The 23,959-nt window shown below is 70.3% G+C and carries 25 protein-coding genes and 1 tRNA gene; 15 read left to right on the top strand and 11 right to left on the bottom strand.

Annotation, left to right across the window (positions count from 1 at the left end; translation table 11 throughout):
* Positions 1-42: 42 nt before the first annotated feature.
* The gene (locus VH914_21205) at positions 43-984 is read left to right on the top strand and encodes an ABC transporter ATP-binding protein (GenBank protein HEX4493734.1); all 942 of its coding nucleotides are present in this window, start codon (positions 43-45) and stop codon (positions 982-984) included.
* A complete protein-coding gene (locus VH914_21210) occupies positions 981-1,757 on the top strand; it encodes an ABC transporter permease (protein ID HEX4493735.1) in 777 nt (258 codons plus the stop codon). The genes VH914_21205 and VH914_21210 overlap by 4 nt, the downstream gene beginning before the upstream one ends.
* A gap of 6 nt (positions 1,758-1,763) precedes the next feature.
* Here the strand turns inward: VH914_21210 and VH914_21215 are convergent, their stop codons facing one another.
* The 3 genes from VH914_21215 to VH914_21225 form a co-directional block, all read right to left on the bottom strand.
* Positions 1,764-2,999, bottom strand: coding sequence for a S8 family serine peptidase (locus VH914_21215; GenBank protein HEX4493736.1), 1,236 nt, complete (start codon positions 2,997-2,999; stop codon positions 1,764-1,766).
* Positions 3,000-3,157: 158 nt separating this feature from the next.
* Positions 3,158-4,213: a ferritin-like domain-containing protein gene (locus VH914_21220; protein HEX4493737.1), complete on the bottom strand. Its 1,056-nt coding sequence runs from the start codon at positions 4,211-4,213 to the stop codon at positions 3,158-3,160.
* The gene (locus VH914_21225) at positions 4,206-4,811 is read right to left on the bottom strand and encodes a TetR/AcrR family transcriptional regulator (GenBank protein HEX4493738.1); all 606 of its coding nucleotides are present in this window, start codon (positions 4,809-4,811) and stop codon (positions 4,206-4,208) included. The genes VH914_21220 and VH914_21225 overlap by 8 nt, the downstream gene beginning before the upstream one ends.
* An 84-nt stretch (positions 4,812-4,895) precedes the next feature.
* On the opposite strand from VH914_21225, the gene VH914_21230 reads away from it, so the two are divergent.
* Positions 4,896-5,813, top strand: coding sequence for a M48 family metalloprotease (locus tag VH914_21230; GenBank protein ID HEX4493739.1), 918 nt, complete (start codon positions 4,896-4,898; stop codon positions 5,811-5,813).
* 9 nt (positions 5,814-5,822) lie between these two features.
* Here VH914_21230 and VH914_21235 read toward each other — a convergent pair whose 3' ends face one another.
* Both VH914_21235 and VH914_21240 read right to left on the bottom strand, forming a co-directional pair.
* Complete coding sequence (locus VH914_21235) at positions 5,823-7,505, bottom strand: hypothetical protein (GenBank protein HEX4493740.1); 1,683 nt, start codon at positions 7,503-7,505, stop codon at positions 5,823-5,825.
* Entirely contained in the window at positions 7,502-8,107 is a 606-nt protein-coding gene (locus tag VH914_21240) for a DUF402 domain-containing protein (protein HEX4493741.1), read from the bottom strand. The genes VH914_21235 and VH914_21240 overlap by 4 nt, the downstream gene beginning before the upstream one ends.
* A gap of 39 nt (positions 8,108-8,146) precedes the next feature.
* Here VH914_21240 and VH914_21245 point away from each other — a divergent pair, with 39 nt between their 5' ends.
* From VH914_21245 to VH914_21270, 6 genes are all read left to right on the top strand, one after another.
* Entirely contained in the window at positions 8,147-8,620 is a 474-nt protein-coding gene (locus VH914_21245; GenBank protein HEX4493742.1) for a nucleoside deaminase, read from the top strand.
* Positions 8,621-8,669: 49 nt separating this feature from the next.
* Positions 8,670-8,754: transfer RNA gene (locus VH914_21250), tRNA-Ser, on the top strand.
* 73 nt (positions 8,755-8,827) lie between these two features.
* Positions 8,828-9,874 carry an NAD-dependent epimerase/dehydratase family protein gene (locus tag VH914_21255; protein ID HEX4493743.1) on the top strand — a complete coding sequence of 349 codons (1,047 nt, stop codon included), beginning with the start codon at positions 8,828-8,830 and terminating at the stop codon, positions 9,872-9,874.
* 38 nt (positions 9,875-9,912) lie between these two features.
* Positions 9,913-10,674 carry an SDR family NAD(P)-dependent oxidoreductase gene (locus tag VH914_21260; GenBank protein HEX4493744.1) on the top strand — a complete coding sequence of 254 codons (762 nt, stop codon included), beginning with the start codon at positions 9,913-9,915 and terminating at the stop codon, positions 10,672-10,674.
* A 7-nt stretch (positions 10,675-10,681) separates the two neighbouring features.
* The gene (locus tag VH914_21265) at positions 10,682-11,347 is read left to right on the top strand and encodes a class I SAM-dependent methyltransferase (GenBank protein ID HEX4493745.1); all 666 of its coding nucleotides are present in this window, start codon (positions 10,682-10,684) and stop codon (positions 11,345-11,347) included.
* 88 nt (positions 11,348-11,435) lie between these two features.
* Entirely contained in the window at positions 11,436-12,515 is a 1,080-nt protein-coding gene (locus tag VH914_21270) for a GNAT family N-acetyltransferase (protein HEX4493746.1), read from the top strand.
* 17 nt (positions 12,516-12,532) lie between these two features.
* Here the strand turns inward: VH914_21270 and VH914_21275 are convergent, their stop codons facing one another.
* Both VH914_21275 and metF read right to left on the bottom strand, forming a co-directional pair.
* On the bottom strand, positions 12,533-14,023 hold the full coding sequence (locus VH914_21275) for a fibronectin type III domain-containing protein (GenBank protein ID HEX4493747.1): 1,491 nt from the start codon (positions 14,021-14,023) through the stop codon (positions 12,533-12,535).
* A gap of 27 nt (positions 14,024-14,050) precedes the next feature.
* Entirely contained in the window at positions 14,051-14,911 is an 861-nt protein-coding gene (gene metF, locus VH914_21280) for a methylenetetrahydrofolate reductase [NAD(P)H] (GenBank protein HEX4493748.1), read from the bottom strand.
* Between the two features lie 105 nt (positions 14,912-15,016).
* Between metF and VH914_21285 the strand changes: the two genes are divergently transcribed.
* The 4 genes from VH914_21285 to VH914_21300 all read left to right on the top strand — a co-directional run bounded on the left by VH914_21285 (position 15,017) and on the right by VH914_21300 (position 18,853).
* Positions 15,017-15,394 carry a hypothetical protein gene (locus VH914_21285; protein ID HEX4493749.1) on the top strand — a complete coding sequence of 126 codons (378 nt, stop codon included), beginning with the start codon at positions 15,017-15,019 and terminating at the stop codon, positions 15,392-15,394.
* A gap of 73 nt (positions 15,395-15,467) precedes the next feature.
* On the top strand, positions 15,468-16,640 hold the full coding sequence (locus VH914_21290) for a Coenzyme F420 hydrogenase/dehydrogenase, beta subunit C-terminal domain (protein ID HEX4493750.1): 1,173 nt from the start codon (positions 15,468-15,470) through the stop codon (positions 16,638-16,640).
* Positions 16,641-16,711: 71 nt separating this feature from the next.
* Entirely contained in the window at positions 16,712-17,017 is a 306-nt protein-coding gene (locus tag VH914_21295) for a DNA-binding response regulator (protein HEX4493751.1), read from the top strand.
* A 159-nt stretch (positions 17,018-17,176) separates the two neighbouring features.
* Positions 17,177-18,853, top strand: coding sequence for a fatty acyl-AMP ligase (locus VH914_21300; protein HEX4493752.1), 1,677 nt, complete (start codon positions 17,177-17,179; stop codon positions 18,851-18,853).
* Here the strand turns inward: VH914_21300 and VH914_21305 are convergent.
* The 4 genes from VH914_21305 to VH914_21320 form a co-directional block, all read right to left on the bottom strand.
* Positions 18,846-20,183, bottom strand: coding sequence for an SBBP repeat-containing protein (locus VH914_21305; GenBank protein ID HEX4493753.1), 1,338 nt, complete (start codon positions 20,181-20,183; stop codon positions 18,846-18,848). The two genes, VH914_21300 and VH914_21305, sit on opposite strands and share 8 nt — an antisense overlap.
* Positions 20,184-20,327: 144 nt before the next feature.
* Positions 20,328-21,083: an SCO1664 family protein gene (locus VH914_21310; GenBank protein ID HEX4493754.1), complete on the bottom strand. Its 756-nt coding sequence runs from the start codon at positions 21,081-21,083 to the stop codon at positions 20,328-20,330.
* Positions 21,084-21,605 (bottom strand): DUF3090 family protein, encoded by a 522-nt coding sequence (locus VH914_21315; GenBank protein ID HEX4493755.1) that lies wholly within the window; start codon positions 21,603-21,605, stop codon positions 21,084-21,086.
* Positions 21,605-22,360, bottom strand: coding sequence for an MSMEG_4193 family putative phosphomutase (locus tag VH914_21320; protein ID HEX4493756.1), 756 nt, complete (start codon positions 22,358-22,360; stop codon positions 21,605-21,607). Before VH914_21320 ends, VH914_21315 begins: the two co-directional genes overlap by 1 nt.
* A 98-nt stretch (positions 22,361-22,458) precedes the next feature.
* Here VH914_21320 and VH914_21325 point away from each other — a divergent pair, with 98 nt between their 5' ends.
* Positions 22,459-22,893 (top strand): DUF3151 domain-containing protein, encoded by a 435-nt coding sequence (locus tag VH914_21325; protein HEX4493757.1) that lies wholly within the window; start codon positions 22,459-22,461, stop codon positions 22,891-22,893.
* A gap of 46 nt (positions 22,894-22,939) precedes the next feature.
* Positions 22,940-23,929, top strand: coding sequence for a GDP-mannose 4,6-dehydratase (gmd, locus tag VH914_21330; GenBank protein ID HEX4493758.1), 990 nt, complete (start codon positions 22,940-22,942; stop codon positions 23,927-23,929).
* Positions 23,930-23,959: the final 30 nt, after the last annotated feature.

Below are 23,959 nucleotides of genomic sequence, written 5' to 3' on the forward strand. Positions count from 1 at the left end.
GGCTTGGCATCTGACCGTCTCAAGGGTAGCCGGGCGGGCCGGGTGAGCGCGACCGTGCTCGTGGCGACGGGACTGCGGAAGTCCTACGGAACCACCGTCGCACTCGACGGCGTCGACCTCACGGTCGATGCGGGCACGGTGCTCGGCCTGCTCGGCCCGAACGGCGCGGGAAAGACGACGCTGGTGTCGCTCGTCGCGGGACTCAAGCGTCCCGACGCGGGCTCGATCTCGGTGTGCGACATCGACGCGGTCCGCCATCCGCAGGCCGCGCGTGCACACATCGGCATCGCGCCGCAGGACACGGGCGTCTACCCGACGTTGCGCGTCCGCGAGAACCTCTTCTACTTCGCGGGGCTCGCCGGTCTGCGCGGGCGCGAGCGGCGCGGACGGTGCGACGAGGTCGCGTCCGCGCTCGGACTGACACCGCTGCTCGACCGCCGGGCGTCGGCGATCTCGGGCGGCGAACGCCGGCGCCTGCACACCGCGATCGCGTTGCTGCACCATCCGAAGCTCGTGCTCCTCGACGAGCCCACCACCGGCGCCGACGTGCGCACGCGCGCGGAGATCCTCACGCTCGTGCGCCGGCTCGCCGACGAAGGCTCCGCGATCGTCTACTCGACGCACTATCTGCACGAGATGGAGGAGCTCGGCGGCGCGGTCGCGTTCATCGACCGCGGACGCGTCGTCGCCCGCGGCGCGTTGCACGACCTCATCGATCGCTTCGGCACGAGCGCGCTCGAGCTCACGTTCGACGGTCCGGTTCCGGCGGCGGCGCTCGTCGACGGCGCGACGTGCGACGGTTCGTCGGTCCGCATCCCGACGCGCGATCCCGCGCGCGCCGCGGCCGACATCCTCCAACGCGTCAACGGCGCCCCGCTGCTCGCGATCGAGGTCGTGCGACCGAGCCTCGAGTCGGTGTTCCTCACCGTCACCGGCCGCCGGTATGCGTCGGAGACGGGTCTGCCCGAGGAGCCGGCCGCATGATCTCCCTTCGTCGGGTCGGCGTGATCGTCGGTCACGAGCTCCGCTTGCAGCGGCGCGACCCGCTCCCGCTCATGGTGCTCGTCGTGTTCCCCGTCATCACGATCGCGTTCCTCGAACCCGCAATGAAACCGGCGCTGATCGCGATCGGTCACCCCCACGCCAACGGCGCGGAGCAGGTCGTGCCCGGTCAGACCGCGATGAGCGCGTTCTTCCTCGTGTCGCTCATCACCTTCTCGTTCTTCGGTGAGCACGCGTGGGTCACGTGGGATCGTCTGCGCGCGAGCGCGGCGACGTCGTTCGAGATCATGCTGGGAAAGTCGCTCCCGCGCATCGTCGCGGGCATCGCGCAGTTCGCCGTCATCACCACCGCGGGCGTCGTGCTCTTCGGACTGCACATCCGCGGGAACGCGCTCGCGCTCGCGCCGCTCGTCGTCGCGTTCACGTTGTGCCTCGTGCTGCTCGGTGTCGCGGTGACGGCCGTGTGCCGCACGGCGCAGGAAGCGAACTCGATCGGCTACCTCGGCATGGTGCTGTTCGGCGCGATCGGCGGCGCCTTCGTGCCGTTGAGCTACCTGCCGAGCTGGGCGCGCACGATCGCGCCCGTCACGCCGACCTACTGGGCGATGCGCGGTCTGACGTCGGTGATCCTCGACGGCCGGAGCTTCGGCGGCACGCTTCGCCCCACGCTCATGCTCGCGGCAATGGGCGCGGCGTTCGCGATCGTCGCGCTGCGCCGGATGCGCTTCGACGAGACGAAGATCGGCTTCGGTTGAGGTCGGCTAAAACGCGTTCGTGCCGTTCGGCGTGCCGAGACCGGTGGGACCGTCGTAGCCCGGGCCCGCGTTGCACAGGTACGACACCGAACACTTGCCGTTGAGACCCTCGGTCACGTCGAAGAGGGCAGACGAGTGCGCGTACGCGCGCCGCGCGTCCTTGATCGTCGCGCCGTTGCCGGCGAGCGCGTACACCGAAGCGATGATCGGCGACGACACGCTCGTGCCGCCGAACACCTCGAAGCCGGTGTCGGCCTTGAAGGTGTCGTACACGGTCACGCCCGTCGACGGGTCCGCGACCGCGGCGACGTCGGAGACCGCGCGCTTCGCGCAGCCGGTGTCGGTCTGCCAGCGGGGCTTCTGCCCGTAGTACGCGCAACCGCTCCCCGCGAAGCGCCACGCGGTCTCGCGGAACCCGCGCGCGTCGCTCGACCGGAAGAGGCTCGTGCCGCCGACCGCAGTGACGGTCTCGTAGGCAGCGGGGATCTCGTTCGGCGGGTTGTCGTAGCCGTCGTCACCGGAGCTCACCGTGATCGGCACACCGGGGTGGTCGTAGAACACCGACAGTGCCTGGCGGCCCTTCGGCGTGCCGCGGTAGCCGTAGCTGTTCGACACCTCGGTCGCGCCGAGGCGCACCGCGGAGTTCACCGCGTAGCCGAGGTCGAGCGCCTTCCCGGTGTCGCCCTCGACGAGGAGGATGTTGCACTGCGGACAGACGCCCGAGACCATGTCGAGGTCGAGCGAGATCTCCTCCGCCCAACCGCCGTTCGCCGCGGGCAAGTGCTGACCGCCGCGCTGGTCGACCTTGCGGAAGCAGCCGCTCGCGCTCGTGCACGGCGGCAGTCCGAAGGTCTTGCGGTAGACGGCGAGGTCGGACTCCGCGTTCGGGTCGTCGTACGCGTCGACGATCGCGACGGTCTGCCCCTTCCCCTTCGAGGGGTCGAGGTTGTACGCGGCCTGCAGGTCGGCGGGGTGCCAGCCCGCGGGGCCGCTCTTGGCGGTGCCCGACGCGAGCGCGCCGCCCGAGACGACCCGCAGCGCGAGGCAGTGCGCGACACCGGGTTGCGTCGGCGCGCACGACGCCTTCACCTTGGTCGCGGCCGCCTGCGCGGCACCGCTCTGCACCACGACGCCGCCGGCGAGGGCGGCCATCAACGCCGCGCTCATCGCCGCGGCGCGGAACTTCCAGTTCGCCCGTCGCACCGAGTGCCCTCCCTGGATCCCGTAGAACCGGCCGCTCATTGTCACACAGCCGACGGGCGCCGAGCCTTTTCGCTGATCAGCGGGTGTGCAGCCCGTCACTGCCCGGTACCGTGCCGCCCGGCCCGAGCGCGCTCGCCGGCCGCCGCGTCACGATCACCGGCTGATCGTCGAGCTCCGGCTGATCGTCGAGCTCCGGACTACGCGACCTCGCGGTCCTTGGCGACCTCGTCGAGCAGCGCGTACTCCTCACCCGTGTCGGTCCAGTCCTCGAACTGGATCACGCCGACCTCGGTGAAGCGCTCGCGCAGCCAGCCGCCCGACGCGTCGAGCAGGCCGAGCTTCTTGCAGTTCGGCACGATCTTCGAGAACAGCAGCTGCTGGAACATCTGCTGCGCGGGCGGATTGACCGCGTCCATCGCCGCGTACACCGCGTCCGGATCGACGCCCATGCGCTCCCACATCTCGGTGTGCGCGAACCGGCGCTGCAACCGCTTGGCGACGTCGAACGCGAACTCCTGACGCTCACGCATCTCCGCGTCACTCAGGTTCGCGTACAGCTCCTTCAGCGAGAGCACGCCGAACGCGACGTGACGCGCCTCGTCGCTCATCACGTAGCGCAGCAGCTTCTTCAACAGCGGCTCGGTCGTGAGCTGGTGCATGAGGCCGAACGCCGCGAGCGCGAGGCCCTCGACCATGATCTGCATGCCGAGGTAGACGATGTCCCAACGCGAGTCGGCGAGGATGTCGTCGAGGATCGCCTTGAGGTTCTCGTTGACGCGGTGCTGATGCCCGAGCTTCTCGTCGAGATAACGCGCGAACACCTCGACATGGCGGGCCTCGTCCATCACCTGCGTCGCCGCGTAGTACTTCGCGTCGATCCACGGCACGGTCTCGACGATGCGCGCGGTGCACAGCAACGCGCCCTGCTCGCCGTGCATGAACTGCGAGAGCAGCGAGTTCTGCAGCTCGATCGAGACCTGCCGCCACTCCTTCTCGCCGAAGTGCTTCACCGGCGAGCCCTCGGCTTCGCGCAGCGCCTGGAAGCGCTGCGGTCCGCCACCGCCGAGCTCGTTGCCGATCTTCTCGGGGTCGACGTCGATCGACCAGTCGAGATCGGTCGACGCGTTCCACTGCGACGTCTTCGCCTTCTCGTAGAGCTTCACGAGCGCGGGGCGGCTGCGGCCGTAATCCCACGTGAAGATCGAGTCGAACTCCGACTGGACCGCGTGGATGGTGTCGTGCACGTCACTCATGTCCGTCCTCCGGTGGTGCGAGCGCGTCGAGCAGGCGCGCGATCAGCGCGTGCCAGTCGGCGGGATTCGGTTGCTCGATGCCGAGGCCGCGCAGCACCAGCGCGCCGGTCGTGAGCATCGTGCAGAAATGCGCGAACGCGTCGGCCGAGACCGCGTCCGTGATCGTGCCGTCGGTTTGGGCGCGGGCGACGACGGTTGCGAGCAGCTGCGCGCGCTGTCCGAGCCGGTCGCGCAGCAACGCGGCGAGGTCGTCGTCGCGGCGCGCGGCCGCGAGCGCGTCGACGAGCAGCGAGGGCTCGGCTCCCGACGCGGGCAGACGGTCGCCGAGCTCGGCGAGCAACGCACGCGTGTCGCTGCCGCCGGAACCCGCGAGCAGCCCGTCGACCTCCGCTCCGGCGCGCTTGCCGATCGCGGCGAAGAGGAGCTCGGCCTTGCCGCGGAAGTTGGCGTAGACCGCGCCGGTGGTGAGGCCCGCGGCGCGAGCGATGTCCTGGAGCCGGGCGCCCTCGTAGCCCTGCTCGGCGAAGACCTCGATCGCGGCGGCGATGAGCCGCTCCCGCGTGCCGGTCGGGGCGGCAACCGGCGGGGCTTGGACCATGCCGTCGATGATAACGGTGATTATCCCTGGACGAAAGGCCCGCCCGGCGCGAAACGGGGGCACGGCGCCTCTATCGTTGCGGTCGTGCTCGAAGAGATCGCCCACAACAAACGTCGGGGTGCCGTCGTCATCGCCCTGTTCATCCTCGTGTGGCTCGCGATCGGCGTCGGAGCCGGGGCGCTGTTCGGCGGGACCAATCGCGGGTCGGCGATGGTCACGGGCGCGGTGATCCTCGGTGCGCTCGCGGTGATCGGCACCCTGTTCGCGTTGATGTCGGGCACGGCGCTCGTCCTCGCGGTCGCGGGCGCGCGCCCGGCCGACGGGCAGCAGTACGCGCAGCTGCACAACGTCGTCGAGGAGATGGCGCTCGCCGCCGGAATCCCGACCCCCGCGGTCTACGTGATCGACGACCCGTCGCCGAACGCGTTCGCAACCGGCGTGAGCCCGAACAAGGCTGCGATCACCGCGACGACCGGCCTCCTCGCGATGATGAGTCGCGAAGAGCTCGAAGGCGTCGTCAGCCACGAGATGAGCCACATCCGCAACTACGACGTGCGGCTCATCCTCATCGTCACGACGCTCATCGGCTTCGCCGCGTTGCTCGCGAGCCTCGCGTGGCGGTCGGTGTTCTTCATGCGCCCGCGCGGGCGCGACTCGGGCGGCGTCGTGCTCGTCGCGGTCGCGGTCGGCGCGCTCTTCTCGGTCGTCGCGTTCATCGTCGGTCCACTGATCAAGTTCGCGCTCTCGCGTTCGCGCGAGGAGCTCGCCGACGTGAGCGGAGTCGAGCTCACTCGCAATCCGCTCGGCCTCATGCACGCACTGCAGAAGCTGGAGCAGAACGACAAGCCGTTCGCGAAGTTCAACCACGCGACCGCGGCGATGTGCATCGACGACCCGCTGCAGCACCACGAGGGCTGGTCGCACCGACTCTTCGACACGCACCCGCCGCTCGAGGAGCGCATCGCCATCCTGCAGCGGATCGCGCAGGGCCAGTCGGCGTAGCCGACGCTGCTACACCTGCACCTCGTAGACGGCGACGGTGTCGGACCGCAGGTTGAGCTCGGAGAGGTGGACGATCGCTCCGTAGTCGGCGGTCGGCCCGAACCGGTGGGAGCCGTAGTACCCGCCGGTATAGGACGCGAGGAGGCGGCCGCCGATCGGCCGTCCCGTCGTGAGCGCGTTGGGTCCGACCACGACGACGACGCCCAGGTGCGCCTGGTGCCGGAGCGAGACGCGATGCCGTCCGTAGTACAGGACGTCGACGGGACGGGCGGCGAGCGGGATGCCGGCCGCGTCGAGGCGGGCGGCGAGTCCCCACGTGAACCATTGCTCGTGATTGCTCAGAATGAGGATCGGATGCCCGTCGGTCTGGAGATGGGCGAGCGTGTCGCGCGCGAGGTGCTGTTCGACGACGCCGACCGAGTACCACGGCGCGCGCGCTCGGGCCGCGGCGGTCGTCGCGAGCGCGACCGGCACGACCAGCAACGCTGCGGCGGCGAGCGCGAGCACGCGACGCGTGGCCCGTCCGGGATGCAGGCGTGCGATCGCCGGCCACCACGCCCACACCGATGCGAGCCACGCGAGCATGCCCAGCGCGAGCAACCACCGCAGCAAGTACGCCGCGAGCACACCGGCGACGTGCGCGATCGAGTACACACCCGCGCCCAACGTCGCGAGCACCAACACCGTCAGTGCCAGCGCGTCGCGATCGCCGCCGCGCGCGCTCACAACGAAGGCGACGACGAGGGTGAAGAGCGCGACGGGCACGAAGAACCCCGCGACCGCGGGCACGAAGAGGTGCGCGGTGCTCACCTGCTCGTGCCCCGTCACCCAGGTCGCGGGTACGGCGAGCGCGCGCCCGACGAGCCGGAACCCGGTGTCGAGCGTCGGCGTCTTATGGCGCTTCTGGAAGAACTTCCAGATCGCGTCGAGGTTGCCGGGGTTCGCAATCTGGTCGAGCAGTGGCGGCAGCCAGGCGAGGACGACGACACCGATCGTCACGAGCGTGATCGCCGCAGAGCGCGGCCGCGCGCGCGGGTGCTCCTGACGACGTGCGCGCACCATCACCACGACTCGCCAGGCCGTCGCGACGACGAGGACCGTGACGACGAGCGCGGCATAACCGACGTGCGTCTGCCCGACGAACGATGCGACGAACGCGGCGACCGGCACCGCCCACGCGTCGCCGCACGCGATCGACCACGCGAGGAAGACGAGCAGCGCGAAGGGCAGCACGGTGACGTACGGGTTCCACGGATCGCGCAGGAACGTCGCGCCGAGCGCATGACAGAGCAGCGCCACCGCGATCGCGGTCGCGATCGTGAGCGGTCGACGGCCGCGCCGCCACGCGACGATCAGCAGGCCCGCGACCGACGCGCCGTTGATCAGCAGGACCGCGGCGAGGATGCCGTTCGCGCGGCCGCCGAAGATCCGGTAGGGGCCGGCGAGCGCGTAGAACAGCGCGGGTCCGGGATGACTCCAGCCGAAACGCGAGTAAGGACCGACGAGCGGCGTGTGCGCGCCACCGACGCTGCGGGCGCGGAGCTCCAGCAGCGCCCAGTCCCCGACCGGCGTCCAGTGGACGAACGCAACCTTCACGAGACCGACGACGAACGGGAGCAGCACGAGCGCGAGGCAGGTGAGGAACACGCGGTCTCGCCGCGCCGGTTCGCGAGCGCGCACGTCGTCGCTCATGACAACGGTTGCCGTTCCCAGCCGTCGCGAAGCGCGATCGCTCCCCACGCGCGATCGGGCTGCCACTCGGCCCAACGCGGGTCCCACCACGCGCGACCCGCGTCGACCATCGCCCTGATCTCGGCCGCGAGCGCGCGGAACTCGACGACCTGGGCCGCGGTGTAGCGACCCTCGCGGACGCGCTGCGCCATCTTTTCGTCGTCCTTGAGCTCGCAGCGGCCGTCGGCCCAGACGACGAGGTCGAGCTCGTGGTCGCCGGTGTCGTAGCCGATGGCGGTGCGCCGCATCGGGTCCTGCAGGTTGACGTACCAGCGCTCGAAGCGACGGTCGGCGCCGGTCCAGAAGTGCTGGATCGTGTAGGCGTCGCCGGGGCGCTGCACGATCAGCGTGCCGTGCCCCGTCCACGCGCGCTTCGGGTACCACGGCTGCAACCCGTTCTCGGTCGGCCACGGACCCGCGCCGTATCCGAACGGCGCGCCGGTCGGCACGAAGGTCACGAACTGCGTGTCGGTGTCCTCGACGACGCGCTCGGCGATTGCGAACCACGGCCGCCCCCAGGCGACCTCGCGGCGGACGATCGCGGCGCCCGGTTCCCAAGTCATGAGGGGGCCACGGTAGGCGGCGCCGTAGTGTCGGGCCCGATGACGGCCCGCCTCGATCCCGCGGTCGCCGATGTGCTCATGACCCGAGCGCTCGTCGAGGCGCGCGCCGCGCTCGCGCACCACGACGTGCCGATCGGCGCCGTCGTCGCGCGACTCGGCGACGGCGAGATCGTCGCGACCGCGCACAACGAGCGCGAGCTCCGAGGCGATCCGACGGCTCACGCCGAGGTCCTCGCGCTGCGCGCCGCCGCGGCGGTCGTCGACGGGTGGCGCCTGCACGACCACGTGCTCGTGTCGACGATCGAGCCCTGCCCGATGTGTGCGGGCGCGGCGTGGGCCGCACGCGTCGACCTGGTCGTGTTCGGCGCGGCCGACCCCCGCGCGGGTGCCGCCGGCTCGCTGTACAACTTCGCCGCCGATCCCCGCCTGAACCACGAGATCGGCGTGGTGCCCGGCGTGCGCGCCGACGAGTGCGCGGCTCTCGTCGAGACCTTCTTCGCGAAGCGGCGCTGAAACCGCCGGGTCGCGACCGCAAAAAGGCCTTGCCCTAACATCTCGCCCCGGAGGGATGCGAGAGCGGCCGAATCGGATGGTCTCGAAAACCATTGTGGCGCAAGTCACCGTGGGTTCAAATCCCACTCCCTCCGCTCAGCCCAGGTCAGAGGCCACGTTGCGTGCGCCCGAGGCCTGGGCTTCTCGTTGGCGAGAGGGGAGGTTCGCATGACGCGAGTCGCGGTGACCGGCGGGACCGGATTCGTCGCCGGATGGTGCATCGTCGATCTGCTCGCCGCGGGGTTCGAGGTGGTCGCGACCATCCGGAACCCGGGGCGCGAGGCCGAGGTCCGCGCCGGCGTCGAACGCGAATCCGGCGACCAGTCGCGGCTGTCGTTCGCGCTCGCGGACCTCACCACCGAAGACAGCTGGGTCGCGGCGATGGACGGCTGCGAGCTCGCGCTGCACACCGCGTCGCCACTGTCCGACGCGGGACTCGGGGACACCGCATTGATCGCGGCGGCGGTCGAGGGGACCCGGCGAGTGCTGGACGCGGCCGCGCAGGCGGGCGTTCGTCGAGTGGTCGTCACGTCGTCGTGCGCGGCGGCGACCCCGCATCATTCGCAACTGAGCGGGACCGTCGACGAGACGCAGTGGACCGACGCCGACGAAGAGGGGCTGGCGGCATACCGGCGTTCGAAGGTCGTCGCCGAGCGCGCGGCGTGGGAATGGGCCGACGCCAACCGCGCCGTCGAGCTCGCGACGATCTTGCCGGCCGCGGTCTTCGGACCGGCGCTGACGGCCGCGTCGCTCGGTTCGCTGCAGTTGATCGCCGCGCTGCTCGATGGCTCTGCGATCGCGATCCCGAGACTCGGTTTCGAGATCGTCGACGTTCGCGACATCGCGATCGCACATCGCCTCGCGCTGACGGTTGCCGAGGCCGCCGGGCAACGGTTCATCACGGCCGGCGAGCTGATGTGGTTCGACGAGATCGCAGAGACGCTGCGCGCCGCGCTCGGTGATGCCGGCAGCCGCATCCCGACGGAGCGGTTGAGCGACGACGACTTCCGCGCGGTCGCGGCGGTCGCGCCCGCGCGGGCGACGCTGCTGCCGCTGCTCGGGCGCGCGCTCCGACACGACGCGTCGAAGGCGCGAAGCGTCTTGGGCTGGCAGTCGAGGCCGGCAACGGAGACGGTCGTGGACTCGGCCCGCAGCCTCATCGAGCTCGGCCCCCGCGCCGCGGTCGACGTGCCGCCCGCGACCCCGGAGCCGTAGCGTCCGCCTCGCGGAAACACGACGAACGGGGAAGCAACGTGACACTCGAAGGCAAGGTGGCGATCGTGAGCGGCGCGTCGCGCGGCATCGGGCGCGGGCTCGCGGTCGGTCTCGCAGGGGCCGGCGCGAAGGTCGTGTGCTCGGCGCGCACGACGGCTGACCACCCCGGCATCCTGCCGGGCACGATCGACGAGGTCGCGGCCGACATTCGCGACCGCGGCGGCGACGCGATCGCGGTGCGCTGCGACATCGGTGTCGAGTCCGACATCACCGGCCTCATCGCTGCGACGATGAAGCAGTACGGACGCGTCGACGTGCTCGTGAACAACGCGATGGCGCCGACGCGCGGTCTCTTCGGGGAGACCACGAACGAGATGTGGGACGAGTCGATGCGCGTCAACGTGCGCAGCCTCTTCCTCACCGCGAAGGCGGTCACGGGCCCGATGAGCGAGCACTCGTCGGGCAGCATCATCAACATCTCGTCGGGCGCGGCCGACCCGAGCATCACCGGTATGCCGCCCGGTTACCTCACGTACTCCGTCGCCAAGGCCGCGCTCGAGAAGTTCAGCACCTCGCTCGCGACCGAGGTCGCGCACCTCGGGATCGCGGTGAACGCGCTCCGGCCCGGCGCGGTGAAGACCGAGATGACCGTGCACGAGCTGGGTGAGGACTACGACTGGACGGGTTGGAAGACGCCCGAGGCCGTGGTACCCGCGCTCCTCTACCTCGCGGAGCAGGACGCGTCCGGCTTTAGCGGCCGGATCGTCGACTCGACCCAGTACGAGGTCATGTGGCCGTGATGCGGTGATGGAGCGCGTCACCGAGCCCGAGTTGATGGACGACGCCGAGCAGGCGCGCGCCTACTCGGAGGCCGACTTCGCGAACCCGCACCAGGAAGTGGTCAAGCAGTTCGTCGCGCGCTTCCCTGAGCTCGACGCGGGTCGCGTGATCGACCTCGCGTGTGGCCCCGCCGACGTCACGGGTCGCCTCGCGCGCGCGTTGCCGAGCGCGACGTTCGTCGGTGTCGACGGCGCGGACGCGATGATCGCGCTCGGTCGCGAGCGCCTCGCGCGCGATGGGCTCGACGACCGGGTGACGCTCGAGCGGCGGTTCCTGCCCGATGCCTCGCTGCGCGGGCTCGGACCGTTCGACGCCGCGGTCTGCACCGGTGCGCTGCACCATTTCCACGATCCGATGGTGCTCTGGAACGCGATGCGAGACGTGAGCGCGCCCGGTACGTGCGTGCTCGTGCAAGACCTCACCCGACCCGCGTCGGTCGACGCCGCGCACGCGCTCGTGACCCACTACGCGGGCACCGAGCCCGACGTGCTCCAGCGCGACTACTTCCACTCGCTGCTCGCCGCCTTCACCCTCGACGAGATCCGCGAGCAACTGGAAAGCATTGGTTTCGGGCACTTCGCGGTCGATGCGGTCAGCGACCGTCACGTCGTCGTGAGCGGCCGCGTCACCTGACGGGTCGCTCGACCGGGAAGCGGTTGGCGGGGTGCACACGGGGGCACCCTCCCCGTGTGCGACCATCAAGGAAGATGCGAGCAGCCGCATGAAGGTGGAGGTCGTTCGGCCGCGCGAGCTCGGCGTTGCGGAGACGCGACGCTGGACCGAGCTGCAGTCCGACGTTGAATCGTTTCGTCATCCGTTCCTGTCGGCGGAGTTCACGCTCGCGCTCGGAACCGTGTCGGAGCGCACGCGCGTCGCGGTCGTGTCCGACGGCCCGACGATCGTCGGCTTCTTCCCGTACGACGGCTCGGTGCTCGGCGTCGGCAAGCCACCTGCGGGGATCCTCGCCTACCGGCAGGGATTCGTGCACCAGCGCGGACTCGACTGGTCGTGGGCCGAGCTCATGCAGCGCTGCGGACTCCACTCGATCGAGTTCACCGACCTCGTGCTCCCGCAGGCCGTCGGTGATCCGCGACTCGACCTGCTCGCGTCGCCGGTGATCGACACCGCGCGTGGCTGGGACGACTACGTGCGCCGCACGAAGGGCCACAAGCACATCAAGACGATCCGCTACAAGGATCGCAAGCTCTGCCGCGACCTTCCCGACGTCGAGTTCACCTGGACCGACAAGGACGCGCCCGCGGTCAACACGATGATGATGTGGAAGTCGCGCCAGTACCGGCGCAGCGGATGGCGGGACGTGTTCGCGCGCCGATGGGTGCGCGACCTCCTCGACATCCTCACCGTCGAGCCCGGCGGTGACCTCCATCCGATCGTCACGACGTTGCGCTCGGGTGACCGGCTGCTCGCGGTCGACCTCAGCCTGATGTACGACCACGTCATCGCGGGATGGTTCGCCGCGTACGACCACGAGTTCGGCGCGTACTCCCCCGGTGCGATTCGGCTGTACCGGTCGATCGAGCATGCGAGCGCGATCGGCACCGACTACATCGACATGGCGCGCGGCGACGAGAGCTTCAAGGACGCGATGAAGACCGGCGACGCGTTCGTCGGCAACGGCTCAGTACACCGCCGCTCCGCGCTCGCCGCGTTGCACCGCGCCGCGAAGACGCCGCGCACCGCGCTGCGTTCCTACGTTCTCGAGCATCCGCGCGTGCGTAACACCGTGCGCGAGAGCCTGCGCGTGCTCGGCAGCGCGCGCGATCGCGTCAGTCGGGACTGAGCGAGCTCAGTCGGCGGTCACGACGGCGTGATCGCCCCCGATGGATTCGACGGGGCGCTCGGACCGATGGCGTTCGTCGCGGTCACGGTGAATCGGTACTTCGCACCGTTCTTCAAGCCGCGCAGCGTCGCACGCGTCCGGTGCCCCCGAACGGTCACGGACGCGGAGCCATGCGACGCACGCACCGTGTAGCTCGTGATCTTGCTCCCGTGCGCGATCGCCGGCGACCACGTGACCGTCGCGGATCGGTTCGCCGCCGACGCGACCACGTGCGCGGGCGCGCCCGGGCTGCGCAGACGCGGCACCGCGGAGCCGACCTCGCCCAGCGTCCGCTTCGCCTGAGCGGCCGCGGTCGCGGTCGCGGTCGCCTGCGATCCGTTCGCCGCCGCAGTGTCGAAGTTCTGGAAGTACCCGACCGCCGCGCACGAGTCGGCATCGGCGCAGCCGACACCCAGCAGCCAGTTGTACCGGGTACCCGGGTTCGCGCTCGGAGCGACCGACCAGCTCGCGCCGTCCCAGGTCTCGACGAGCGTCGAGTCGACCGCCGACATTCCGACGGCGACGCAGCCGGTGGCGTCGATGCACGCCACGCTCGACAACTGCGCGACGCCGGTGCCGACCTGCGGGCTCGGGGTCACCGACCAACCCACGCCGTCGAACGTCTCCACCAGAGCCTGCTCACCCGTATCGCTGTCGGAGAAGCCGACTGCGGTGCAGGTCGACGAGTCGACGCACGACACGCCGAGCAGCGCGCTGCCGTTGTCGGCATTCGGGCTCGGGGTCGTCGACCAACTAAGGCCGTCCCACGTCAGGACCAACGTGTGGTTGGGAGACTGCTCGTCCGCGTAGAAGCCGACGGCGACACAGCTCGTCGCGCCCGTGCACGACACACTCGTCAGCGTGTTGAGCGTCGTGCCGAGGTTCGGAGTCGGCGTGACGGTCCAGCTCTCGCCGTCCCAGGTGTCGAGCAGCGTCACCTGGGTGTTGTCGACGTCGTACTCCCCGACCGCGACACAGCTGGTCGCGCTCGCGCACGACACACCGAGGAGAGTCCTGAAGGTGTCGCCGTCGTTCGGGCCGGCGGTCGCGGTCCAGCTCGATCCGTCCCAGGTCTCGATCAACGTGCCGTACGTGCGCCCGCGCTCGTAACGGCCTACGGCCACGCAGCTCGACTCACTCGCGCAGCTCACCGAGTTCAAGTAGTTCCCCGAGGTACTCGGGTTCGGGCTGTCGGCCACCGACCAGTTCTCACCGTCCCACGACTCGATGAGCGTTCGATAGCTGACGGTGCCGTCCTCGTCGTGCTCGTAGTTTCCGACCGCGACGCAGTCGGTGGGGCTCGGGCACGTGACGCTCGTGAGCGTGTTCTGCGCGGTTCCGACCGTAACGGTCGGCGCGAGCGACCACCCCGGTGAGCCGGCGCTCGCAACCCCGCTCGCGACGCCGACGACCGATCCGACCGTCAGCACGGCCACGACGCCGGCGAGCACTCGCGTTCTGCAACCCATGTCCCCACGTCTCCCAGTCGCGCCTGGTTATGCGGGGCTCGAGAGCCCCAAGTTCGCCCAGATCTCGCGCGTCGCGCGCGAGAAGTTGAGCGTGTAGAAGTGCAGGCCCGGCGCGCCGCCTTCGAGCAGCACGGCGCACAGCTTCGTCGCTTCCTCGATACCGATCGCGCGCACGGCCTGCGGATCGTCGGCGACCGCGTGCAGCTTCTCCGCGAGCCACGCGGGAAACTCCGATCCCTGGAGCTGTGACATGCGCGTGATACCCGCGAGGCTCAGCACCGGCATGATCCCCGGGATCACGGGCTTGTCGACGTCGAGTCGCTGCATCGACTCGACGAGGTCGAAGTAATGGCGCGCATCGAAGAAGAACTGCGTGATCGCGAAGTCGGCCGCGCGCAGCTTCGCGGCGGTGTGGAGACGGTCGGCTTCGAGGCTCGGCGAGCGCGGGTGCGGTTCCGGGTGCGCGGCGACGCCGATCGAGAAGTCGCCGAGCGTGCGGACGAGCTCGACGAGGTCGACTGCGTAGTCGAACTCGCTCACCGGGAGATCGAGGTCGGCGGGCGGATCGCCGCGCAACGCGAGGATGTTCTCGATACCGGCCGCGCCGTATCCGGCCACGATGTCGCGGATCTGCGCGCGTGTGTGCGCGGCACACGTGAGATGCGCCATCGACGTCATCGACGTCTCGCGGTTGATGCGCGTGACGATCTCGTACGTGCGCTCTCGTGTGCTCCCGCCGGCGCCGTAGGTCACCGACACGAACGACGGGTGCAACGGCTCGAGCTCGATCAGCGCACGCTCGAGCTGCGCCTCGGCCTCGGGCGTGCGCGGCGGCCCGAACTCGAACGAGTAGCTCGGCCCCGTGCCGAGGATCTCTCGGATCTTCACCGGCGAGATCGTACCGGCCGCCGCTTTGTCGCCACGAGGAGTGGCCGGTAGCCTCCACGACGCCACGGGAAGGCGGGGGTGCGAGTGCGAGGCTCGAGGCGGTGGATGCTCGGCGCGATCGCGGCCGTGATGGCCGTTCCGATCGTATGGACCGCCGCGATCGGCGCGGCGGCGGCCTCCACGACCGTCCCGCTTCACGGCCGCGTCGTCGACGCGAGCGCGAAGACACGGGCCGTCGCGGTCGCGCGCGACGCGAGCAGCGCGTACGGCAACGGGCACACGACGCCCACCTCGCCGCCCGCGTCCGTCGGACCCGCGTCGGGCGACCCGACGACCTCGGCACACCATTCGAACGGGCTGCCGTTCACGGGCGGCGACGTGCTCGGCCTCACGTTCATCGGCATCGGAATGGTGCTGATGGGCACCGCGTTCATCGGCGCGCCTCGCCGGCGCGGCCCGGCCGACCTGCCCGCAGAGTCCTAGACCTCGACCGGATGCCACTCCGGCAACGCATGGCAGACTGCCCCGTCATGCGGTGGGCCACGTGGAGGGTCGGATGACGACGACCGAGCCGGTCGCCAAGAAAGAGCGGTGGAGCTTCTCCTGGAAGCACCTGTACGACGAGGTCGTCACCACCGGTCTCTGCACGGGTTGCGCGGGATGCGTGATCGCGTGCCCCCACGACGTCCTCGACTACGACGACCTCCTCGGCGTCTACAAGCCGGTGCAGAACGAGCTCGACTACGGCGGTCCGGGCGACTGCAGCCATGGCGACAAGGCCTGCACGTCGTGCACGCGCGCGTGCCCACGTTTCCGCGCGTGGGAACCCGAGATCGACGAGTTCCTCTTCGGTCGCGCCCGCACGGTCGAGGAGGTTTCGGGAGTCAGCAAGGACATCGTGCTTGCACGGGCGACGGATCCCGAGCTGCACGAGGTCGGGCAGGACGGCGGACTCGTGTCGGCGATCCTCGTGTACGCGCTCGAGCACGACATCATCGACGCCGCGCTCGTCTCCTACCTCGAAGGCGACGGCACCACGTGGAAGGCGATCCCCGGCGTGGCGCGCACGCGCGAGGAAGTCGTCGCGTCGGCCGGCAGCCGCTACACGTACTCCGCGAACACGATGGCGTACAAGGATCTCGCCAAGGAAGAGGAGCGCATCGCGCTCGTCGGCATGTCGTGCCAGTCGTCGTCGCCACCCGCGATGAAGCAGCGCAAGGCGGGCAAGGTCGCGCGCCGGTTCAGCCTCAACATCGGCTTGCTGTGCTCGAAGACGTTCGACGACGCGATCTTCGAAGAGCTCTTCGAAGCAAAGTACGGCCTCAAGAAGGCCGACATGCGGAAGATGAACATCAAGGGCGTCTTCCAGATCTGGATGAAGGACGGCTCGTACCACGAGGTGCCGCTCAAGGAGTGTCACCAGTGGACGCGTGAAGGCTGCAAGATGTGTCCCGACTTCGCAGCCGAGCACGCCGACATCTCCACCGGCGGGATCGGCGCGTTCAACGACTGGACGCTCACCATCGTGCGCACCGACGCCGGCCGCGAGCTCATGGACGCGATGCAGCGCGACGGTGTGATCGAGGTCCGACCGGGCGACGACGATCCCGGCGCGATCGCGTTGATGCACAAGCTCTCCGCGCGCAGCCGCAAGCGTTGGCCCGAGTTCGCGATCGCGGAACCGCGCGTCCTGCCGCCGCCCGCGCCGAAGCCGGACCCGACTCCGTGACCGGAGCCGGCGAGCGGTCACCGACGAACGACGTCGAAGCTCCGTGCCGCGACGAGGGAGCAGGCGACCGTGTGTGCATCGTCGCGCTGTCGAGCGATCTCATGGATCGCTCGAAGTTGAGCGCGGCGTTCCCAAAGATCGCGTTCGCGCGTGATGCGGACGAGTGCCGCGGCGCCGACGTCGTCGTCGTCGACCTCGCGAAGTTCGCAGGCGCGGTGGGCAACCTCCGCGCGGCGGTGCCGGGTGCGCGCATCGTGGCGTTCGGACCTCATGTCGACGAGAACGCAGCCGCCGCGGCGCGAGCGGCCGGCGCCGACCTCGTGTGGCCCCGATCCCGGTTCTTCAGAGACCCCACGGCTGCGCTGGGTGGCCCGTAATTTCTGGTCGCGCTCGCTGCGCCCGCCGCTCCTGACGCCGCAGCCTGCGGCCTCGGGAGGGCCGCGCCCCGCCCCGCTCATTCTGGCGAGAACCGTAAGCCCGGCGCCGGGGCGGCCGACGGAGTAACCCGCATGGGCGGCACGGGGTCGAAATCGACAATGAGCTCACTGCTTCCCCGCATCGAACGGGCCGCCGACTCCTCGGGGTGGATCACCTTCCTCGAATCGGCGGGTTCGGGGGACCCAGGCGGCGAACGGGTCTCCTGGGCCGAGCTCTACGACGACGCCCGCGCGATGGCCGCGAGCCTGCAGGCACGGGGTGTCGCGCCCGGCTCGCACGTCGCGATCCTCGGCCCGACGACGCGCGCGCTCGTGACCGCGATCGAGGCGACGTGGATCGCGGGCGCAGCCGCGGTGATGTTGCCGCTGCCGATGCGGCTCGCGTCGATCGACGACTTCGTGCACCAGACGCGCGCACGACTGCGCGCGTCGGACGCGGTGCTGCTCGTCATCGATCCGCAGCTCGCGCCGTTCATCGCGCCCGAGCCCGGCGATCCCTCCGTGATCGGTCTCGACGAGCTGACCGCGGGTCCCGGTCGTCTGCGCGCCGACGCGTACGTGCGACCGGCCGACGATCCTGACGCGCTCGCGATCCTGCAGTACACGAGCGGCTCGACGTCCGATCCGAAGGGCGTGATGCTGCCGCACCGCTGCGTCACCGCGAACCTCGACGGCATCGTCGCCGCCGGCGCGCTCGACGCGGACGACGTCGGCGTGTCGTGGCTGCCGCTCTATCACGACATGGGCCTCATCGGTCTGCTCGCGACGCCGATGACGGTCGGCATGAACCTCGCGCTCGCCGCGCCGCAGGACTTCCTCGCGGCGCCGGCGCGCTGGATGGAATGGATGGATGCGTTCGGCGGGACCGCGACGGCGGGACCGAACTTCTCCTACGTGCTCGCGGGCCGCGCGTTGCGGCGGCTCCAGGGACTCGACCTGAGGCGGTGGTCACTGGCCCTCAATGGTGCGGAGCCGGTCGACCCCGCCTCGGTCGAGGCATTCACGGCGGCCGGCGCGCCGCACGGCCTCGCACCCGGCGCGGTGTTCCCCGCGTTCGGCATGGCCGAGGCCACGCTCGCGGTGACGTTCCCGCCGAAGGGCCGCGGCCTCGTCGTCGACGCCGTCGACCGGCGCGTGCTCGAGTCCGACCAGTACGCCTCGCCGTGCGCGCCCGATCACCCCGAAGCGCGCCGGCTCGCGATGCTGGGCCGGCCGGTGCCCGGCTTGCACGTTCGCGTCTGCGATCGCACGCGCGGCACGGCGATGCGCGATCGCGAGGTCGGCGAGATCGAGATCCGGGGCGGGTCGGTCACGCCCGGCTACTACCGGCATCCCGAGGCGACCGCGAACGCACTCCACGACGGTTGGTTGCGCACCGGCGACCTGGGCTACATGACCGCCGGCGAGCTCGTGGTGTGCGGTCGCATCAAGGACGTGATCATCCTCGGCGGGCGCAACGTCTACCCGCAGGACGTCGAGCGCGCGGTGAACCACATCGAAGGCGTGCGCGCGGGCAACGTCATCGCGTTCGGTACCGAAGGCCGGCGCGGCCGCGAGTCGCTCGTCGTCGTCGCCGAGAGCAAGAGCTACGAGCTCGACCGCATCCGCGCCGCAGTGAAGAGCGCGGTCTACGACGCGGTCGGCATTCCACCCGAGGACGTCGTGCTCGTGCGCCCGGGCTCCTTGCCCAAGACGTCGTCCGGCAAGTTGCAACGCGCGCTCTGCCGCACCCGCTACCTCGACGCCGAGTTGGACACCGCGGGAACGGTCAGCTGACGCGGCCGAAGCGCGCGACGAGCGCGTCGGTGTTGCCGCCGTAGTTCCCGGCGTCCGCGATCGGCCCGGCGGCCCAGCCCGCCATCGTCACGGTGCCGTCGGGTGTCACCGCGATACCACGGCCATTCGCGATGGTGCCGGCGCCGATCTGGTGGACCCACGCCATGCGGAAGCCGTCGTGGTGCGCGGCCGTCGTGAAGCGCGCGACGAACGCGTCGGTGCCGTACGGGTTCGTCTCCGGCGCGCGGGCCAGATGGTGCTCCGTGGTGCCGGTCACGAACACGTCGCCGAGTGCGTCGGTGCCGACGTCGTATCCGAAGTCGTAGCCCTCACCGCCGAACTGTGTGACCGCGAGCTGATTGCCCGACGCGTCGAGCTCCAGCAGGAACGTGTCGCCGTAGAACTCGACCTTCTTCGTCCATCCCGGCAGCTGACCCGGGGTCGTGCCGACGACGAACACGTGCCCGGTCGCGTCGGTCGCGATGCCCTGCCCGAGATCAGGCTCGTCGGACCCGATCTGCTTCAGCCAGGTGCGCGTGCCGTCGGCGCCGTAGTGCGCAACGACGACGTCGGCGTAGAACGGATTCGATGCGTCGCCCTTGAGCGCGCCTTCCGTCGTGCCCACGACGTCGACGCCGCCGCCCGGCGCGGCGGTCACGCCCGTGATGTCGTCCTCGCGATTCGTCACGAGCTGGTGCACCCACGCGAGCGTGCCGTCGGACGCGTACTTCGCGATCCAACCGTCGCCGTCGAAGCCCGCGGCTTCGGGCGCGCCGGGCATCGAGCCCGCCGTGTTGCCGACGACGTAGAGGTTGCCGTCGGCGTCGGTCGCGACTCCGAGGGCCTCGTCGGCTTCGGACGATCCCAACAGGTGCGTCCACACGTGGTTGCCGTCGGCGTCGTACTGACGGACGAACGCGTCCGACTTGCCGGCGTTGGCGTCGATCGTGCCGGGGAACTCACCGGGTCCGTACGTCCAGCCGACGACGTCGAGGTTGCCGCCGGGGTCGCGCGCGATACCGGTCGCGCCGGTGCGCGCGGTGCCGAACTGCGTCGCCGACACGAGCGCGCCGCGGTGATTGAACTCCGCGAGGAACCCGGTCGTCGCACGGTGCGAGACGGACGCGCCCGACTTCGGAAACTTGCCGATCGACGAGCCGACGACCCATGAGTTGCCCGCGTCGTCGAGCGCGACGTCGTAACCGTTCTGCCAGTAGTGGGTCCCCACCTCGCGGACCCAGCGCGGCGCGCGCGGCGCGGCGCTTGCATGCGGCATCGCCGCGAACGCGAGCGCGCCCGCGACAATCGTGATCGCCCACCGTCGTTTCACGTGCCCACCCTTCGCCCGTGTGTCGGGCGACGCTAGCGGCAGAGCCGCGCGCGAAGCGAGCAGGCGACCTCGCTCACTCCCATCCCGCGCCACGGAGCGGCGAGCGCCCGCCGGCCGGTATCCGGCCCGCGGCGAGCACGACCATCAGACCAGCGGCCAGGGGAAATTTCGATAGTCGTCGTCGGCGACGGGGAAGCGGCCGCGTTCGAGGAGGTGCTCGGCCCGCGCCTGCGTCGCCACGACCTCCGCCGGTGACAGCAGCTCCGCGAGCTCGTCGCCGAGCGCGCCGTCGAGCGAATGCAGCAGGCACTCGATGCCGGCGCGCTCGGACGCATCGAGCTTGCTCCCCGCGAAGTCCCAGATGACGGTGCGCAGCTTCCAGTGCTCGTGGAACGTGACGCCGTGATCGATCCCCCAGACGTGGCCGTCCTCGCCGAGCAGGCAGTGACCGCCCTTGCGGTCGGTGTTGTTCGCGACGATGTCGAACGCGCAGAACCGCCGCAGCTCGGGCTCGTGGTCGGGCAACAAGGTGAAGTAGTGCTCTTCGGGATCGTGGTCGACGAAGCGCTGCACCGACCCGACACCGAGCGGGCCGTCGCGCAGCACCGTGTCGGGGACGATCTTCCACCCGATCGCCTGCGACACCGCGAACGCCGCGACCTCGCGTTGGCACAGCGTGCCGGTGCGGAAGTCCCACAACGGCCGCTCGCCCTGCCGCGGCTTGTAGATCGCGAGCAGCTCACCGCGCTCGTCGGCGAGGCTCGCGAGGAACGTGCCGTTCGACGACCACGGCATGCGCCCGATCAGCTCGAGCTCCGCGTCGCGCAGCAGGCTGCGCGCGACGGCGTCCGGCACGGCCGGCCGGCGCGGCCAACCGGAGGTCTCCGCGGCCTCCGTCACTTAGTTCCAGCGCGGGCAGACGTGCCCGGACGGATCCATCGGCCGGTCGCAGAGCGGGCACGCGGGACGGCCGCCCGAGACGGCCTCGGCGCCGATGCGCGCCATCGCGCGCAGCTGCGAACGCGAGGCGTAGAGCCGCGCGACGTGGCCCTCGCTCTCCTCGAGCGCGGGCGGCTGCTCGCCCTCTTCCTCGACCGCGGTCTCGCGCAGCTCGAGCAGTACGAGCTCGCGCTCGGGATCGAAGCCGAGACCGATCAAGCGCGCGCGGAACAACGGAACCGCTTCCGCGACCGGCTCCTCGAGCGGCGACACCGGCGGCACCGTCTCCGGGTACTCGTCGTCGAGACGCGAGAGGAACTGCTCGGCTTCGGCCGCGAGCAGCGCGACCTGCTCCTTCTCGACGAGCACGCTGAGCACCGCGGATCCCTTGCGCGCCTGGATGAGGAACGTGCGATCGCCCGGCATGCCGAACGAGCCCGCGCTCAACGTATCGACCGGATCGAACTCGATGATCTCGGCCATCACGACGCCTCCGCCGCGGGCTCGTCGTCGGTTTTGGCGTCGGTGGTGGCGTCGGTGGTGGCGTCGGCGGACGCGGGTGCCGGCGCGAGATCGTCGAGACCGCCCGTGTCGTTGCACTTCACGAGCATCACGCCGAACGCATGGAACTCGAGCACCGACACCGACGCGGGCGATACGAACACCCGCTGGAACATGTCGAGGTGCATGCCGGTGTAGTGCGCGATCGCGGACTTGATCGGATCCGCGTGGCTGACGACGACGACGGTCTCGTGCGAGTGCTGCGCGACGAGCGCGTCGATCGCGCTCACGATGCGCGCCTGCATCTCGCGGATCGACTCGCCACCGGGAAAGCGCGCGCGCGACGGCGCGACCTGCACGACCTTCCACTCGTCGGTCTTCGCGAGGTCGACGATCTTGGCGCCGGTCCAGTCGCCGTAGTCGGCTTCGAGCGCGCCTTCGAGCGGCACGACCGCAAGATCGAGAACGGTCGCGATGTGCTGCGCGGTCTGCGTCGTGCGCTCGATCGGACTCGCGTACACGGCTGCGATCGCGAGCTTCGAGAGTCGCGTCGCCGCGGCTTCCGCCTGTGCGATGCCCTCGTCCGACAGCGGAATGCCGGGCTTGCGGCCCGACAGCAGCGGTCCCGTCTGCGCGGTGACACCGTGACGCACGAGCACGACGCGCGTCGGCGCGTGGTTCGGCTTCGGCTCGTCGTTCGCGTCCGCGGGCGTGTCGTCGAGGGGGGCGGAGGTCATCGTGCAAATGGTACCGGTGCCCGTTTCCGCCGCTCACACGGGGTCGCGTCGCACGTGGGTGGTCGTCACACCAACGCGTTGTCGTACTATCCGCGGCCATGACGGACGTGCCGCTGACCGCGGGCGGACCGCCCGAGACCGTGCTCCCTCCCGAATCCGACGAGGTGCGCGCCGCGCTCGAGCGGGCCCTCGCGGAACCCATCGAACACCGGCGGGCCGCGGTGTCCGACGTCGTCGAACGCTGGCCCGCGTCGCTCGACGCGTGGTCGCACCTCGGTGAGCTCGCGCGCGACGACGTCGAGGCGTACGCGTGCTTCCGCGTCGGCTATCACCGCGGGCTCGACCGGCTACGCCAGTCGGGTTGGCGCGGCAGCGGCTACGTGCGCTGGACGCACGAGACGAACCGCGGTTTCCTGCGCTCGCTGGAGGGGCTGCGGCAGGCCGCGGCGGCGATCGGCGAGACCGCCGAAGAACAGCGCTGCGCCGAGTTCCTGCGCCAGCTGGACCCCGAGTTTCACCGGAGGAGCGGGTAGTTTCGAGGGGTTCCGGCCCCGGCGACCCCTCTGCGGGAGGCACGTGTTGAAACGAGCGCTGATCACCGGCATCACCGGTCAGGACGGGCGCTACCTGTCGGAGTTCCTCGCCGACAAGGGTTACCAGGTGTTCGGCCTGCTCCGCGGTCAGAACAACCCGAAGAGCGCGCTCGTCCAAGGTGAGAACCCGCGCATCGAGCTCATCGAGGGCGACCTGCGCGACCTGTCGTCGCTCATCGGTGTCGTCGAGCAGGTCCAGCCCGACGAGGTCTACAACCTCGGCGCGATCAGCTTCGTGCAGCTGTCGTTCCGCCAGGCCGAGCTCACCGCGGAGATCACGGGGCTCGGTGTGCTGCGCATGCTCGAAGCGGTGCGCATCGTCGGCGGTCCGCAGAACAACCCGATCCGCTTGTACCAGGCGTCGTCGTCGGAGATGTTCGGCAAGGTGCGCGAGGTGCCACAGACCGAGCGCACTGCGTTCCACCCGCGCTCACCGTACGGCGTCGCGAAGGTGTTCGGTCACCACATCGCGGTGAACTACCGCGAGGCCTACGGCATCCACGCGAGCTCGGGCATCCTCTTCAACCACGAGTCGCCGCGGCGCGGCCAGGAGTTCGTGACCCGCAAGATCACGAGCGCTCTCGCGCGCATCAAGCTCGGGCTCCAGGACAGCATCTCGCTCGGCAACATCGACTCGCGACGCGACTGGGGCTACGCCGGCGACTACGTCGAGGCGATGTGGCTGATGCTGCAGCAGGAAGAACCCGACGACTACGTGATCGCGACGGGCGAGACGCACAGCGTGCGTGAGTTCCTCGACGTCGCGTTCCACCTCGCGGGCTACGAGTCGTGGGAGGAGTACGTGCGCCACGACACGCGCTTCGAGCGCCCGTCGGAGGTCGACCTGCTCATCGGCGACGCGAGCAAGGCGAAGGAGAAGCTGGGCTGGGAGCCGCGGGTCAGCTTCGAGCAGCTCGTGAAGATGATGTACGAGGCCGACCTCGCCGAGGAGAGCGCCGCCGTCAAGCGCGGTTGACGCGCGCGCCGTGGTGAGTGGTACTGCGTT

The organism is Acidimicrobiia bacterium, assembly GCA_036271555.1.
Classification (GTDB): Bacteria; Actinomycetota; Acidimicrobiia; order IMCC26256; family PALSA-610; genus DATBAK01.

What these genes read in the sequence shown, in the direction of transcription:
- VH914_21240 (HEX4493741.1), bottom strand. Translation starts at nt 8,107, where the DNA reads ATGACTTGGGAACCGGGCGCCGCGATCGTCCGCCGCGAGGTCGCCTGG.
- VH914_21270 (HEX4493746.1), top strand. Translation starts at nt 11,436, where the DNA reads ATGAAGGTGGAGGTCGTTCGGCCGCGCGAGCTCGGCGTTGCGGAGACG.
- VH914_21210 (HEX4493735.1), top strand. Translation starts at nt 981, where the DNA reads ATGATCTCCCTTCGTCGGGTCGGCGTGATCGTCGGTCACGAGCTCCGC.
- VH914_21255 (HEX4493743.1), top strand. Translation starts at nt 8,828, where the DNA reads ATGACGCGAGTCGCGGTGACCGGCGGGACCGGATTCGTCGCCGGATGG.
- VH914_21220 (HEX4493737.1), bottom strand. Translation starts at nt 4,213, where the DNA reads ATGAGTGACGTGCACGACACCATCCACGCGGTCCAGTCGGAGTTCGAC.
- VH914_21225 (HEX4493738.1), bottom strand. Translation starts at nt 4,811, where the DNA reads ATGGTCCAAGCCCCGCCGGTTGCCGCCCCGACCGGCACGCGGGAGCGG.
- VH914_21275 (HEX4493747.1), bottom strand. Translation starts at nt 14,023, where the DNA reads ATGGGTTGCAGAACGCGAGTGCTCGCCGGCGTCGTGGCCGTGCTGACG.
- VH914_21325 (HEX4493757.1), top strand. Translation starts at nt 22,459, where the DNA reads ATGACGGACGTGCCGCTGACCGCGGGCGGACCGCCCGAGACCGTGCTC.
- VH914_21245 (HEX4493742.1), top strand. Translation starts at nt 8,147, where the DNA reads ATGACGGCCCGCCTCGATCCCGCGGTCGCCGATGTGCTCATGACCCGA.
- VH914_21265 (HEX4493745.1), top strand. Translation starts at nt 10,682, where the DNA reads ATGGAGCGCGTCACCGAGCCCGAGTTGATGGACGACGCCGAGCAGGCG.
- VH914_21300 (HEX4493752.1), top strand. Translation starts at nt 17,177, where the DNA reads ATGAGCTCACTGCTTCCCCGCATCGAACGGGCCGCCGACTCCTCGGGG.
- VH914_21315 (HEX4493755.1), bottom strand. Translation starts at nt 21,605, where the DNA reads ATGGCCGAGATCATCGAGTTCGATCCGGTCGATACGTTGAGCGCGGGC.
- VH914_21235 (HEX4493740.1), bottom strand. Translation starts at nt 7,505, where the DNA reads ATGAGCGACGACGTGCGCGCTCGCGAACCGGCGCGGCGAGACCGCGTG.
- VH914_21215 (HEX4493736.1), bottom strand. Translation starts at nt 2,999, where the DNA reads ATGAGCGGCCGGTTCTACGGGATCCAGGGAGGGCACTCGGTGCGACGG.
- VH914_21285 (HEX4493749.1), top strand. Translation starts at nt 15,017, where the DNA reads ATGCTCGGCGCGATCGCGGCCGTGATGGCCGTTCCGATCGTATGGACC.
- VH914_21290 (HEX4493750.1), top strand. Translation starts at nt 15,468, where the DNA reads ATGACGACGACCGAGCCGGTCGCCAAGAAAGAGCGGTGGAGCTTCTCC.
- VH914_21320 (HEX4493756.1), bottom strand. Translation starts at nt 22,360, where the DNA reads ATGACCTCCGCCCCCCTCGACGACACGCCCGCGGACGCGAACGACGAG.